This is a genomic window from Kitasatospora sp. NPDC001119, from assembly GCF_053598475.1.
The window spans coordinates 1-13869 of sequence record NZ_JBSFKI010000062.1; the positions used below are offsets into that span (position 1 = coordinate 1).

Genomic DNA, 13869 nt, shown 5'->3' on the forward strand with positions numbered 1-13869 from the left:
GCTCGGATCTCCAGAGCAGGACAGCAGGCGCACAGGGCCAGCGACCGGAAAAGCCGTCAGCCTCACCCTCCCCAGTGAAGATCACCAACAGCATCCTCATCGTGACCCAGAGCCACAAAACCCTCCCTCAACGTGACTGTGCCGCCGATCCTGCCACGCCGCCCTCGACGGCGCCCCGGCCTTCACAAATCCCGGGGGAACACGGCCGGCACCGTCCGACCCCTGACCCCTCATGCCACCCTCACCCGGACCGGGTGCAGCGCGATGCCCAGGCATCGGTCTGGACAGGCGGCTCCCGGACGACGGGCAAGCCGTGGGGGCGGCGCCGATCCGACGGGACTCTCACACCACCACCACTCCCCCGCCGCTACCGCGGGCGACGCCCACCGCGGCCATGTACCCGCGCAGTCAGCCGTCGTACGGGGTGGGGTCGGCGCTGGCCGCGAGCCGGCCGAGCACCGGGCGGCTGGCGGACTTGTACGCGGCGACCTCGCAAGGCGATGCCTGGACCGGTCGGCAAGTCCCCTCCCAGGCAGAGGAGTTGAACACTGGCGGCGACCGCCGCGACGTCAGCTGCCGCCGTCGCCGGCGACCGCTCCGGCCGCGGTGCAGTGCGGGTGCGAGAGGGCTACGTGCCCCGCACCCGTCGGCGCCGAACTCTGCTTTCCCGGTCGGGGGTTCGGCCTCCCGGGAGGGGCGGGCCAGGGGTTTGCGCGATCACCGACAGGCCGTTCCGGTCATTCGGTGGCCGATACCCGCGAAAGGTCGCCTTCTTCCCGGATGCCGCACCCCGGGGTGCGGGGGACTGCCATGCTGGCACCGGCGGAATGTGACATTTCACATTCCGCCCATCCTCCTATCCCTGCCCCGAGGAGAGACACCCATGAAGACCACCGTCATCGCCGTCGTTGCCGCCGCCGCGACCCTGACCACCCTGGCCACCGTCCAGGGGGCCGCCGCCGCACCGGCCGGGCCGGTCGGCGCGGTCGTGACCTGCGGCACCCCTGGCGCGCCCGGTCCGCTGCTGACCCGGGCCTGCGTCGAGGTGACCGGCAACCAGGTCCGCTTCTACGGGGTGGCCACGGCCGGTGACCCGTCCTGGCAGCCCCAGTCCGTCGGCTTCGCCGTCTCCGGCACGGTCGTCGGCGGCGCCCCCCTCGCCCCCGTCAACCCGACCGTCCTCGTCCAGGCCGGCTCGAACCAGGTCGGCAGCGTCTTCTCCAGCGCCCCGTGCGGCGCCACCGTCAGCAACACCTTCTCGGTGAACCAGCCCGGCTGGCCCGCCTCGACCGCCACCGTCTCCACCGTGGTGGCCTGCTGACGCCGGACTCCCGCAGGTGTGCCCCGGCCCGCCCGGGGCACACCCCGCCACCGCCCCTCGGCGGGAGGGCGCTCTTCCCGCCGCAGCAGGTCAACCGGTACCCGCAACCCGCCACGGCGAACCGGCCGATGTCGCGCAGCCCGAGCACGGGAGCCGGCCGCCGCTTCCTCCCCGGTCGCGGCGGCAGCGTCCAGCGCAACCGCCCGCTCACGGCGCCTCCCGACGCCGCCGGAACCCCGTTCGCCGCCAGCCGCACGCTCGGGAATCCGGGCGATCGAAGCCCGCTTCCGGGTGCGGGAGGGCTACCGGGTAATGGCGACGTGGGCCATTGTCGACCTGGGAACGATCACCCGCGACACCTACCGGAACGACGAGCTCGGCCGGGGCAATCACTCGCCGACCGACCTGGCCGAGCGGCTCGGCGTCTCGCCATCGGCAATCTCCGGCGCCGCGTCCGGAACCGGCTGGAATCCCCCGATCAACAGGTCAACCGGCGTGCTGGCGAACCGAAGAACCGGCGCCTTCAGCAGAGGTCGAGGAACGCCGAAGGGACGGACACGTGACTGTGTCCGCCCCTTCGGCGTTCATGGTAGCGGGGACAGGATTTGAACCTGCGACCTCTGGGTTATGAGCCCAGCGAGCTACCGAGCTGCTCCACCCCGCGTCGTGCCCCCGACTGTACGGCACCAGTCGGTGATCACCAACTCGGTTCGGCCCGGGCACCGGCGACCAGGTGCTGTACGGCGGAGGCCAGGCGGTCGGGGACGCGTCCCGCCTTGCTCTGGAGGTCCGCCAGGGCCTTCCTCTGGGAGGCGACCCGTTCCACGTCGGGCGTAGGGCGGCCACCGCCGCGCCGGGGTCGGTGCGGTGGTGGCCGCCCTCCTCGCCGTCGGCGAGCCGCCCCGCCCGGTGGGCCGCCGATGCGAACGGTGGTCCCGTGCAAGCGCATTGGCCGGGCAGGACGAGTCGGAGGAGTTGGACGGGGCCGACCGGCCGGTCACCAGCCGTCGGTGAGCCGGAAGGCGCGGGAGAAGGAGGCTCCGCCCGTGTTCGTCCATTCGTCGAGGACGCCGTAGGTGTCGTTGCGGGCGATGAGGTCGGCGCGGCCGGTGCCCCGGAAGTCGCCGGCGACCGTCTGCGAGAACGGACCCCACCCGTCGGTGACCAACACCCGGCCGGCGAACGTACCGTCCCCGTTACCCGGCCACATGTACAGGTTGCCCGTCGCGTCCTCCCTCGCCATCAGATCCGCGCGACCAGTCCCCCGGAAATCACCGGCGACCGTCTGCGAGAACGGACCCCACCCGTCGGTGACCAGCACCCGGCCAGCGAACGTACCGTCCCCGTTACCCGGCCACATGTACAGGTTGCCCGTCGCGTCCTCCCTCGCCATCAGATCCGCGCGACCAGTCCCCCGGAAATCACCGGCGACCGTCTGCGAGAACGGACCCCACCCGTCGGTGACGAGCACACGACCGGCGAAAGTACCGTCCCCGTTACCCGGCCACATGTACAGGTTGCCCGACGCGTCCTCCCTCGCCATCAGATCCGCGTGCCCCGTCCCCCGGAGGTCACCGGCGGTGGTCTGGGAGAACGCGCCCCAGCCGGCCGTCAGGTCGGTCCTGGCCGTGAAGGACCCGTCTCCCCGCCCCGCCCACTCGTACAGGTGCCCGTCCGAGTCGTCGCGGGCGACGAGGTCGCCGGTGCCCTTGCCGTGGAAGGCCCCGGCCGTCGTCTGGGAGAAGGTGTGGGAGGGGCTGGTCGGGGCGGGCCGCGGGGCGAGGACCTCGGCGAGGGCCGCGTTCCCGTTGGTGGTGAAGTGCAGGTGGTCGGAGGAGACGTAACCGGCGAACGCGGCGCTCGGGTTGAGCGGGTCGCGGGTCGCCCGGTCGAAGTCGTGGAAGCCGTCGATGGCCGTCGTCGTGCGGATCCAGTCGTTGACGCACCGGCGCACCCGGTCCCGGGCGGCGGTGTAATCGGCGTGGCCCTGGAAGGCGGGGATGGTGGCGACGGTGAAGCGCAGCCCGGCCGCGTGCGCGCGTGAGGCCAGCTGCTGGATCCCCGACTCGAGCGCGGAGTCGGAGGCGTCGTCCATCGTGATGTCGTTGATGCCCTCGTAGAGCACGACGCTCCGCACTCCGGTCTGGGAGAGGACGTCCCGGTCGAAGCGGTTGAGCGCGCTCTGACCGAAGCCGACGCGTCCTCCCGTCCCGTCGGTGAGGATCCGGTTGCCGGAGATGCCCTTGTTGACGATGCCCTCGGGCGTCGGCCGGGCGCTGAGGGCGCGCCCGTAGTCATCGGCCCAGCGGGTGTTGGAGTCCTGGTCGGTGTGCCCGCCGTCCACCTGCGAGTCGCCGAGGGCGACCACCGTCCCGTCGCTGCCGGCGGCCGTGACGTCCAGGCCGGCCAGGAAGGCCCAGTAGGCGTACGGGGTGGAGAGGTTGGCGCCGCCCGTGTCCTGGGTGCGGTCGGCACCGTCGCCGGGGGCGGAGGTGTAGGAGGTGGTGAGCGTGTATGGGTGGTAGGGCGCGGTGGTGACCTTGTCGGGCAGCCAGAGGCTGACCAGCAGGTTCTCGTCCGCGGCGACCGGGAAGGCGACGGGGTCGCTGTAGACCTCGCCGCCGGGCGGGACGACGGTCCGGCCCGAACCGCCGAAGGTCAGGGTGACCGGCGCGGCCGCCGCCGTGGCCGGATTCCCGTTCCGGACCGAAGTCCGGTCCTGGGCCACGACGGTGACGTGCCCGATGGTCACCGGGTCCGGGCTGAAGGTGTTCACCAGGCGGATCCGGGCGGAGCTGCCGCCGATGCTGGTGTGGACGACCATGCGCAGGGTCTGCCGCCCCGTCACGCCCGAGGCTGCCGACGGTCCGGCCAGGCTCATGGCGGTACCCCAACTCCCCGTCCAGGCCGCGGACTCGGGGCGCGGCGCGCCCGGGCCCGACGCGAGCGCGGCGGGGACCGGCGGGAGCGCGGCGGGGACCGGCCCGCAGCCGGCGGCCGCGTTCGCCGGGGCCGCGGGCGGCAGGGCGGCGAACGCGCCGAGGACGACGGCGGCTGCCGTCATGGCGGACAGGCGGCCCCGCGGAGGGCGGTGGGCGACGTGCACAGGAGTCCTTTCGCCGGGTACGGAAAACCACGTTCCCGCATGGCTCGGGTGACCAGGAAATGGCGGCGATCCGCTTCCCGGAGGAGGAGGTCCGAGAATGCGCCGAGAAATCCCGGAGACCGCTCGCCATCCACCATGTAATCACCGCCGGCCCGGCTTCCGCCAGGAGGAACATCAGGCGGAAGCCATGGGGAAGTTCCAGCAGAAACCGCGCTGTACAGGCGAGATCGGCGGGAAGCAGACGGAGTGGCCTGATCGTGCGTCAGCTGACTGTCGCGCCTGACGGAATTTGCGATATACCGTCTCAGGCACTTTCCGCCCGACAATCCGCCAATCTCCTCCTGGCGTGATCACCTGTCGAACCTCGAAATCTCGAATGAGGGGACATCACATGGCAATCGGACGACGGCAACTCCTCACCTCCCTCGCGCTGACCGCCCTCGCCGCACCCGTCCTGGCCAAGGGGACCGCGACCCGGGCCTCCGCAGCCACGGGTACGGGTACGGGTACGGGTACGGCCGCACGTATGGCCGCCGGCTCCGGGCCGCTGTTCATGCAGGTCGTCGCCCACGAGGACGACGACATCCTGTTCATGAACCCGGACCTGTCCAACGCCCTCGCCGACGGCACCCCGTCCGTCACGGTGTTCGTCACCGCCGGGAACATCACCGGTGACCCGTGCGCGGGCGGCTGCTGGGACCCCGCCGGCGACCCGCTGCGCACCTGGAACCGCCAGATGGGCGCCGTCAACGCCTACTCCCGGATGACCGGGGTCGGCGACAACGACCCGGCGACCGACGAGATCGGGCACTGGACGGTCGAGGCGTGGACGGTCGCGGGCAAGCAGGTCGAGCGGTACATGCTCAAGGATCGGCCGGTGCACCTGATCTTCCTCAACCTGCACGACGCCGGGCTCGCCAACGTGCTGAACGGCGGCACCGACACCACGGTCGTCCCGAAGGACAGCCCGCTGTCCGGGCCGTCGGCCTACACGGCGGCGGACGTCGTCGAGGTGCTGCGGCAGATCATGGTGACGTACCAGCCGACCGTGCTCCGGGCCCAGGACGAACTCCCGGACACCCGCTACAAGGACGACCACTCGGACCACATCTCCGCCGCGAAGTTCGCGGGCATGGCGGCGAGCCAGTACGGCGGCTCGCTGATCCAGGTGAACTACCGGGACTACAACATCAGCGACTGCCCGGTGAACCTCGACCCGGCGACGGTCGGCACCAAGGGCGTGTTCGTCTCCGAGTACGCCAGCCACGACCACTCGGGGAACTACGAAACCGCCTGGTTCTCCCGGATGTACTACCGCTGGTCGCGCGGCACCTCCTGGGCCGGGCTGAACCAGGACGGCCGGCCGCAGGTCTTCGTCGTCCGGGCGGGCTCCCTCTACACCTACTGGCGCCAGGGGGACGGCAGTTGGGGCGGCCCGGCACGGTTCGCCGACCCGGGCGGGCGGCTGGCGCCGGGCATCGCCGTCGGCACCAACGCGGACGGCCGGATGGAGGTCTTCGCCCGCCGCCTCACCGACCACCACATCGTCTCCGTCCCGCAGACCACGCCCAACGGCGTGTGGCGGGACGGCTGGGCCGACCTCGGCAACCCCAACGCCGGGCTCGTCAACGCGGGCCAGGTCGGCGTGCCCGCGGTGGTCGCCTCCCAGGACGGCCGACTGAAGCTCTTCGTCAAGAACGGCGGAGGCGGCCTCAGCGCGATCCGGCAGACCAGCCCGAACGGCGCCTGGACGACCACCTGGGACGACCTGCACGGCACCGACATCCAGGATCCCGTCACCGCGATCCGCAACGGCGTCGGGAGGATCGAGGTCTTCGCCAGCACCCGCGACGGGGTCGTCAACTGGTGGCAGACCGCTCCGAACGACGCCATCAACGGCCCGGGCCCGATCCCGAACTCCCGGCCGGCCAGCCCGCCCAGGGCCGCGCTCGACCAGGACGGCCGCATCGAACTCGCCTACCGCGAGGCCGAAACCGGCGCGATGCTCGTCAGTTACCAGACCCGGCCCGGGGGACCGTGGAGCCAGTCCCCGACCGACCTCGGCGGCCACAAGGGCGTGGGCGAGCCGGCGATGGCCAACCTCGGCGGGCGGGTCGTCCTGTTCGAGCGCAACGGCGGCGGCGGCGTGAGCACCACCGCCCAGACCGCGCCGAACGCCGGCTACGGCGCCTGGCAGGACCTCGGCGGCACCGTCCTCGACTACCCGACCGCGATCGTCGACGGCAGCGGTGTCCTGTACGTGTTCGCCATCGGCACGGACGGCCGCGTCTACTTCCGCACGGGCACGACGCCCACCAACCTCGGCGGCTGGCAGGGCATGCCCCTGTGACCGCCGGTCCCGTCGGCCGGTCGACCCCCTCCCGACCGGGCGACGGGCGCCGGGCCCGTGGGAGCGCTGGTGGGAGCACCCGTGGAAGCGTCGATGAGAGCGCTCTCACGCCGTGTAGGATGGCCACTCCCGAGAGTGAGCCACACCGGAGTGTGATCATGCCCCGAACTGACAGGCCGGGCCCCGGAGGTGCCCGGCCTGCCGCGCGACCGACGGTGGAGGACGTGGCCGCCCGCGCGGGAGTCAGCCGGGGAACGGTGTCCCGGGTCATCAGCGGTTCGCCCAAGGTGAGCGCCCGGGCGAGGGAGGCCGTGGAGCACGCCGTCGCCGAGCTCGGCTACGTACCCAACCAGGCGGCACGGTCCCTGGTGACCTCGCGCACCGACGTCGTCGCCCTGGTCGTCCCGGAGAGCCTGGCGCGGCTGAGGTCGGAGCCGTACTTCGCGGACGTCATCACCGGGATCTCCGACGAACTCGCCTCGACCGACCTTCAGTTGCTGTTGACCCTGGTCCGCAACGAGGACGAGCGCGAACGTCTGACGCGCTACCTCACCGCGCGTCGGGTCGACGGGGTACTCCTGGTCTCGGTGCGCCAGGACGACCTGTTGCCCGACCTGCTCGAACAGCTCGGGATGCCGGCCGTGCTGGGCGGTCGCCGGTCCGAGCGCGAATCGCTGAGCTACGTCCACGCCGACAACGCCGGCGGGGCCCGGGCGGCCGTCCGGCACCTGGTCGGACTCGGCCGCACCAGAGTGGCCACCATCACGGGGCCGCTCACTATGGAGGCGGCCGGGGCACGCCTGGCGGGGTACCGGGAGGCGCTCACGGAGGCCGGCCTCGCTCCGGAGGACGCGCTCGTCGCCCACGGCGACTTCACCGAGGCGGGCGGCTACGCGGCGATGCGCGAGCTCCTGGCCGAAACGCCCACCCTCGATGCCGTGTTCTGCGCCTCCGACCTGATGGCCGTGGGCGCGTTCCGGGCGCTGCGCGAGGCCGGGCGGCACGTGCCGGAAGACGTGGCCGTCGTCGGCTTCGACGACTCCGTCATCGCCCGTAGCACCGAGCCGCCCCTCACCAGTGTTCGCCAACCGACCGAGGCGATGGGGCGGTTGATGGTCCAGCTGCTGCTCGAGGAGATCGCCGACCCCGGGCGGCCGCGTCGCCAGGTGATCCTTCCGACCGAACTGACGGTCCGCGCCTCGGCCTGAAGGCCTCGAACGGCCTCGGACGGCCTCGAACTGAAAGGCCGTCATATCCCGTTGTTCCGGTATGAGCCACGGCCGCGTGTCACGGCTGACCTGGGCATAAGGTGCTGCTACGCTCCCGATGGGTGTGGGAGCGCTCCCACGCGCCAAGATTCTGGGGGGGTGACATGTCGAAGGCACAACAAGGGGATTCGGCATTCGGGGGCATACTGAGGGCGCTTCGTCGTGAAGTGGGATTCACGCATGAGGAACTCGCCCGGCGTTCCCAGGTCAGTGTGAGAACGATCAGCGACATCGAGCGGGGCCGGGTGCTCCGACCACAGCGCCGCTCCGTCCAACAGCTCGCGGCGGCGCTCGGCCTGAGGGCCTCGCGACTGGAATGGTTTCTCCGTGCCGCGCGCGCCGTTCCCGGCAGCGGGCCCGATCAGCCGGACGGGAGCCGTCGCGAGACGCCGGCCGCCGGGGAGGTGGACGAACAGCCGTCCGCGGTGGTCGTGATGGTCCTGCCGATGACCGCGACCGGCGGGAGCGGCCCGTGCTGCAGGCGCCGCCGACGCTGTCCGCAACCCCGCCCGACCGGGCCCCGACCCGTGCGCCGGGCCGGTTGACGGCCGTCACGTGCGGCGGGCAGGCGCCGGCGGCCACACGTCCGCCACGAGGACGCCGAACGCGTACGCCCGCCCCACCGGCGCCGTCCGGTTGGGGACGTGCCACCGGCGACTCGGCCGGGCGAGGCGGTAGTTGACGCCGCCTGCGGCCAAGCCGACCTCCCTGCCGATCCGGGCGGTGGCGTCAACCCCAGGCGGCCGCGGGCCAGGATCCCGCGCCTCGGTCGGGCTCGCCTCGGCACGCGACGCGGGCGGCGGCGAGGAGATCGAATCACGCGGCTCCATCGAGACCGAAGCAGCCCGCCGCCTCACCGACGACCTCAAGAACCTCACGTACAGTGCGGTCGCGCGGGCCTGACGATCAGCGCAGCGTCAGGATCCAGGCGCTGACGGCCAGCCAGCCGGTCAGCGTCAGCGCCGCGCACGCCCAGGCGAAGCGGGCCGGTCCACGGCCGCGGTCCCGCCCCTTGGCGCGCTGGAACCCGGCGGCCAGGCCGGCCACCGCGGTGACGGGGAGCGCGAGGAAGGCCAGGTACAGGGTGCCGTAGTAGAGGAACCTCGCGAACAGGACGCCCACGAACACGAACGGCGCGGACACCACGGTGACCACCACGCCGCCGACCGTGCACGCGACGCGCAGCCGCTTCTCGTCGGAGAAGAACGGCGGCACGGCGCACACCACCGCACAGCCCAGGCCGAAGACGTACAGCACCAGCCCGCCCGGGCCGTACCCCCGGTGGATGCTCCACACCGGCAACAGGAACGCGACCGCCCCGACCCCGGACAGCCACCGGGCACTCACCGGCACCGCGACCATGTTTCCCCCTTGCACAGCACCCTCTTTGAACGCGTTCGAATCTAGCACCCAGGAGACGACGCCGCCCAGACGGACAAGTCGCCGAGAATCGCGGCAGGCACAGCGGGACGCGGCTCTCCGCGGAGAGCAGACGCATGCCGATCTCGTTGCGGCCCATCCCGAGGCTGTAGACCACAGCGGGCAGGCCGTGGCGGAAGGAGCAGGCCCGCAGGTTCCGCGTTCCGATGTCCTATGGCGAGTCCGCGAGCTGTGCGTTCCGCTGGATCCGCGCTCCGTGTCACCTTGATCGTTCCGGGTTTCGTGCCACTTCCCCGGGACGGTGTGCTGAAAGCTAGGTGACACGTCTTCTGCCTGACCGGCTTGCTGAGGCTTCAAGGAGCGCTGTGCCGCGGCGGGTGCGTCGCATGGGCGTGGTGGAGCGGACCGTGCGAACAGAAGACGATGGCGATGGCTGGAGCCCGGAGCCGTCTGGAACGCCTCCGGCTCCGCCGCCAAGCGTCCGACCAGAACGACGTGGAGGACGTCGCCGTAGGCGTACTTCTTGGTCAGACGAAGCGAGGCCTCTTGCGACGCTCGGGTCGTTTGTCCTGATCACGCCGGTTTGGGTAGCCGAACACCGCCGCCGGCGATGTCGCCGACCCCCCTCCCCCGGTAAGCGCCAGGGGCGGCGTCTCCGGGACGGTCGGGGAGGTCGGCCGAGACGGCGAGGTGACAGGGTTCGGCGTCAGGTCCTCGACGGTCGGGGAGGTCGGCCGAGACGGCGAGGTGACAGGGTTCAGCGTCAGGTCCTCGACGGTCGGGGAGGTCGGCCGAGACGGCGAGGTGACAGGGTTCGGCGTCAGGTCCTCGACGGTGGGCGTGGTGAAGTGACGATATCGCCTGAGGTTCTCGGTGTCCGGGTACGGGTGACGCCATGGCTTGCGGGAGCCGATGAAGTGGAGCACGAAGGCGCGTCGCTCCTGATCCCGGTACGCGTGGTACTCCGTACCCAGTCGCGGCGGCCAAGCCTCGGGCGGGATGTCGCGGAAGTCAGTCATCGGGAACACGTTCCAGCGCGGATCCAGCTCGATCCATCGACCGTGCGTGAGCGCGTTGAGCGCATCTTGCTCCAGACAGACCGGGACCTGATCCTGGCTGGCGAGCCAGTCGAGGGCCCGCTCGGTCAAGCTCTCCCGACGCCACTGGCGGAGGTTGCACAGCATCACCCCCGCATTGAAGTAGGGCGCGTCGGGCGCGAATCGTCCGTTGCTTCCGCCTGCCAACGCCTCGTGCAGGTTGGGACGCCACATGTCCCGCACGGCCGCGAGGGGTCTGTCACCGAGGTCCGTCGCGAACAGCTCTGTCACGTCTCGCATCAGCACGACGTCCACGTCCATGTACAGCGCCACGTCGTCCGGCACCAGCTCTGGCAGGAACAGGCGCGCGTACGTCGCGCCGGTCAGGTAGCGCAGCAGTGGCAGGTCGGACAGGTCTCGGCGCAGACGGACGACCTCCAGATCGAGCCCGCGGGACATCGCGTGCTCGACGATGTCGGCGCTCGGCGAGTCATCTGTCATCAGTGCCGAGATGCGCACACCACTCTTCGGCGGGAGGCAACGGGCCAGCGAGGACAGCATGTTGCGTGCCGCCGATGCGTACTGACCATCGAACGCGATCGCTATGCGCATCCCCCGACCCCCCACGTGTGCGACCCAGGAACCACTACGCTAAGGGGGGGTCGAGCGACGGTCAAGGCGGTCAAAGAGGGGGTGCGACCTGTGGCGCGAGCGAGCGACGTGGCGCCGGCGGCGGGCAGATGCCTGCTCATCTGCAGCACACCGAGGTCAGGGACTCATCTGCTGGCCGGTCTGCTGGAGAGCACGGGCTTGTCGGGCAACCCGCAGGAGTACCTGTACAACCACGTTACCGAACTGGACGGTGAGGACATCCCGATCGGTCCGGCGCACCGGACGCAACCGGACCAGCTACGAAAGCTGATGCGGATCGGGACTTCAGCCAACGGCGTGTTGGGCCTGATCGTCATGGGGTCGTACCTGGACGAGGTCGTCGCCGGGCTGCGGCGACACCAGTCCGCGAGTGGAGCGAGCTGGCGCGAGGTGATCGAGCGCGCCTTCGACCGCCCGGTATATGTGTGGAACCGGCGGCTGGACACGGCGGCACAAGCGGTGTCTCTGTACCGGGCGCTGGAGACCGACGTCTGGTATGCCGACGACGTTCGTGGCGTGGGCGCTGACGTTCCCTACCGTCGCGACCGGATCGCGCACTGGGAGCACGTGATCCGGGAGCAGAACGAGGAGTGGGCGCGCCGGTTCTCCGACAGCGGGATCACGCCGATCACGGTGACGTACGAGGACGCGCTGACGGACCCGGAGGGTGTGGTGGACCGGCTCCTGGACAGCCTGGGAGTCGCGCGAGGCGGCCGGCCGGTGGAGCCGCTCACGCGCCGGCAGGGAAACGACGTGAGCTTGGAATGGCTGGCCCGGTACCGCCGGGAGGGTTCAACGTGACCGCTGCCTCCGCGACCTCGGCGACGGCCGGCACGCGAGGCGGGCGCGAGCGTCGGTCTCTGGCAGCGTTGGGATGGATGGATGGCCGGCCTCGGTGAGGATCGGCGCACCTGGATGATCGAGCCGGCTGCGGCCGCCGGGCACTCGTTGGACGGGCTCCTCGCAGGTGATGGCCAGGGTGACCTGGGCGCCAACGCCATGGCCGCAGCGACCGTTCTGCACCGCGCCATGCTGCACGTCCGCATGGTGCGCAGTCCCCGGCATGCGGACCGGGTCCCCGTACGCGACTTCCACCGAGCCTTCACCGGAGCCGGCGAGGCAATCCTCGCCGCGGGTGCTCACCGCCTGCCCCACCGGCGGGAAGCCGCCTTCCGCCACCTGGTCGAGACCTGGGTCGGACGCGGCGGCCCAGCCCTCGCGAAGTGGTTCGCCAGCGAGCTGGCGGAGACCGTCAACCGACCGGATCTCCTCCTCGTCCTCCGCGACCAGGACCAACCACGCCCGACCGCCGGCACATCGCAGCAGCCCGATCCGAACCTCACGACGGTACCCGGCCCGGTAGAGGTCGAACTCCGGATGGCCTCCTACACCTCGGCACACACACGCTACGGCGCAGACCACGACGCCTCTGCCCCTCGTGCACCTGGCCGTGCCGCCGCACCCGCGGAACGGTGAGAACGACCCGTGGCGGCTGCGCGCGATGTGCGGCGCCGACCCCGCCCGCTTCCAGTTGCGGACGGCGGCGTTCCAAGGCGCCGGCCGGCCCTCCGTCACGGCTGACGACAAGGCGGCCCGCCGCTTCGCCCTACACGACGGAGCCCTCGACATCACACGAAGGGAAGGCTGAACCCACCATCCGCCGCGCGCACGTTGGTCTGCACCGGCCTGCGCAGTTTTCCTGTACGCCGACACGGGGTCAGCCGACGCCGAGCAGAACGGCGACGGCCGCCAGGTCGTCCTCCCCGCGCCCGCGGGTTCGTACCTCCACGTCGGCCGGCGGACCGCTTTTCCGCGTCTGCCGTCCCGGGGTGTTTTTCGGCGGGGCGGCGGGAATTCCGACAATGTTGGCGCCCGTTCGCCAGGAGGGGAATTTCTGCCGGACCGGTCGGCGATCGTATTCAATGGGCTCCGGCCGATCAGGCAACGCAGCGGCGGAACGGTCCGCCGTGGAAAAGGAGTGCGCATGGACAGCCGGTTGGATTCCGCCGAAGCTACCGTCGACGTCCTGTCGTTCAACATCCACCACGGGGAGGGAACGGACGGCGTCCTCGATCTGGAACGGATCGCCCGGGTGATCCGGCGCAGCGGTGCGGAGATCGTCGGGCTCCAGGAGGTGGACCGGCACTTCGACGGGCGCAGCCAGTGGAACGACCAGGTGGCGGAGCTGGCGCGGTCGCTCGGCTACCACCTGGCGTACGGGGCGAACATCGACCTGGCCCCGGCGGCGCCGGCGGCTCCGCGGTGCCAATACGGTACGGCGGTGCTGTCCCGGCACCCGATCACCCGTGCGCGGAACACCCACCTCTTCCGGTCCCCCGGGGAGGAGCAGCGCGGCCTGCTGCACGTCGAGATCGACCTCGGCGGAATTCCGCTGCAGGTCTTCGTCACACATCTGGAGCTGTTCTCGGAAATCGACCGGACCCGCCAGGCGGAAGAAGTCGTGGAGTTGATCGGGGGAACCGGTCCGGCCATTTTGCTCGGCGATTTCAACGCGACCCCGGGAACGTCGGAGATAACCAGGCTTCGGGCTGCTTTCACCGATTCCTGGACGGTTCTCGACGGTGGTCCGGTGGCGACGTTCCCGGCCGATGCTCCGCGGGACTGCATCGACTACGTATTCGCGGGCCGGGGGGTGACGCCGGTGCGGGTCGGCCTGGTCACCGAGGAGCCGGTGGCCTCGGACCACCTGCCGGTGCTGGCCCGGCTGGTGGTCTCCGGCTGACCGCCGGCCCCCG

The 13869-nt window shown here is 71.2% G+C and carries 10 protein-coding genes and 1 tRNA gene; 7 read left to right on the plus strand and 4 right to left on the minus strand.

Features of this window, described 5'->3' with window-relative positions; all coding sequences use genetic code 11:
* The first annotated feature begins 883 nt into the window (after positions 1 to 883).
* The gene (locus ACWDD9_RS40990; protein ID WP_449814427.1) at positions 884 to 1321 is read left to right on the plus strand and encodes a hypothetical protein; all 438 of its coding nucleotides are present in this window, start codon (positions 884 to 886) and stop codon (positions 1319 to 1321) included.
* Positions 1322 to 1908: 587 nt separating this feature from the next.
* Here the strand turns inward: ACWDD9_RS40990 and ACWDD9_RS40995 are convergent.
* Positions 1909 to 1985, minus strand: a tRNA-Met gene (locus ACWDD9_RS40995).
* 333 nt (positions 1986 to 2318) lie between these two features.
* Positions 2319 to 4385 (minus strand): FG-GAP-like repeat-containing protein, encoded by a 2067-nt coding sequence (locus ACWDD9_RS41000; RefSeq protein ID WP_449814428.1) that lies wholly within the window; start codon positions 4383 to 4385, stop codon positions 2319 to 2321.
* Between the two features lie 433 nt (positions 4386 to 4818).
* On the opposite strand from ACWDD9_RS41000, the gene ACWDD9_RS41005 reads away from it, so the two are divergent.
* The 3 genes from ACWDD9_RS41005 to ACWDD9_RS41015 all read left to right on the plus strand — a co-directional run bounded on the left by ACWDD9_RS41005 (position 4819) and on the right by ACWDD9_RS41015 (position 8590).
* Entirely contained in the window at positions 4819 to 6777 is a 1959-nt protein-coding gene (locus tag ACWDD9_RS41005; RefSeq protein ID WP_449814429.1) for a PIG-L family deacetylase, read from the plus strand.
* A gap of 158 nt (positions 6778 to 6935) precedes the next feature.
* Positions 6936 to 7985 (plus strand): LacI family DNA-binding transcriptional regulator, encoded by a 1050-nt coding sequence (locus ACWDD9_RS41010; RefSeq protein ID WP_449814430.1) that lies wholly within the window; start codon positions 6936 to 6938, stop codon positions 7983 to 7985.
* A 164-nt stretch (positions 7986 to 8149) separates the two neighbouring features.
* Positions 8150 to 8590 carry a helix-turn-helix domain-containing protein gene (locus ACWDD9_RS41015; protein WP_449814431.1) on the plus strand — a complete coding sequence of 147 codons (441 nt, stop codon included), beginning with the start codon at positions 8150 to 8152 and terminating at the stop codon, positions 8588 to 8590.
* Positions 8591 to 8951: 361 nt separating this feature from the next.
* On the opposite strand, the gene ACWDD9_RS41020 is transcribed toward ACWDD9_RS41015, so the two are convergent.
* Positions 8952 to 9407, minus strand: coding sequence for a hypothetical protein (locus ACWDD9_RS41020; RefSeq protein WP_117486180.1), 456 nt, complete (start codon positions 9405 to 9407; stop codon positions 8952 to 8954).
* A 545-nt stretch (positions 9408 to 9952) separates the two neighbouring features.
* Positions 9953 to 11074 (minus strand): glycosyltransferase, encoded by a 1122-nt coding sequence (locus tag ACWDD9_RS41025; protein ID WP_449814432.1) that lies wholly within the window; start codon positions 11072 to 11074, stop codon positions 9953 to 9955.
* A gap of 108 nt (positions 11075 to 11182) precedes the next feature.
* Between ACWDD9_RS41025 and ACWDD9_RS41030 the strand changes: the two genes are divergently transcribed.
* From ACWDD9_RS41030 to ACWDD9_RS41040, 3 genes are all read left to right on the plus strand, one after another.
* Positions 11183 to 11914 carry a Stf0 family sulfotransferase gene (locus ACWDD9_RS41030; protein ID WP_449814455.1) on the plus strand — a complete coding sequence of 244 codons (732 nt, stop codon included), beginning with the start codon at positions 11183 to 11185 and terminating at the stop codon, positions 11912 to 11914.
* A gap of 81 nt (positions 11915 to 11995) precedes the next feature.
* The gene (locus ACWDD9_RS41035) at positions 11996 to 12589 is read left to right on the plus strand and encodes a hypothetical protein (RefSeq protein WP_449814433.1); all 594 of its coding nucleotides are present in this window, start codon (positions 11996 to 11998) and stop codon (positions 12587 to 12589) included.
* Positions 12590 to 13097: 508 nt separating this feature from the next.
* Complete coding sequence (locus tag ACWDD9_RS41040) at positions 13098 to 13856, plus strand: endonuclease/exonuclease/phosphatase family protein (protein ID WP_449814434.1); 759 nt, start codon at positions 13098 to 13100, stop codon at positions 13854 to 13856.
* Positions 13857 to 13869: the final 13 nt, after the last annotated feature.

Coding starts and splice junctions, on each gene's coding strand:
- ACWDD9_RS40990 (WP_449814427.1), top strand. CDS start 884: ATGAAGACCACCGTCATCGCCGTCGTTGCCGCCGCCGCGACCCTGACC.
- ACWDD9_RS41000 (WP_449814428.1), bottom strand. CDS start 4,385: ATGACGGCAGCCGCCGTCGTCCTCGGCGCGTTCGCCGCCCTGCCGCCC.
- ACWDD9_RS41005 (WP_449814429.1), top strand. CDS start 4,819: ATGGCAATCGGACGACGGCAACTCCTCACCTCCCTCGCGCTGACCGCC.
- ACWDD9_RS41010 (WP_449814430.1), top strand. CDS start 6,936: ATGCCCCGAACTGACAGGCCGGGCCCCGGAGGTGCCCGGCCTGCCGCG.
- ACWDD9_RS41015 (WP_449814431.1), top strand. CDS start 8,150: ATGTCGAAGGCACAACAAGGGGATTCGGCATTCGGGGGCATACTGAGG.
- ACWDD9_RS41020 (WP_117486180.1), bottom strand. CDS start 9,407: ATGGTCGCGGTGCCGGTGAGTGCCCGGTGGCTGTCCGGGGTCGGGGCG.
- ACWDD9_RS41025 (WP_449814432.1), bottom strand. CDS start 11,074: ATGCGCATAGCGATCGCGTTCGATGGTCAGTACGCATCGGCGGCACGC.
- ACWDD9_RS41035 (WP_449814433.1), top strand. CDS start 11,996: ATGGCCGGCCTCGGTGAGGATCGGCGCACCTGGATGATCGAGCCGGCT.
- ACWDD9_RS41040 (WP_449814434.1), top strand. CDS start 13,098: ATGGACAGCCGGTTGGATTCCGCCGAAGCTACCGTCGACGTCCTGTCG.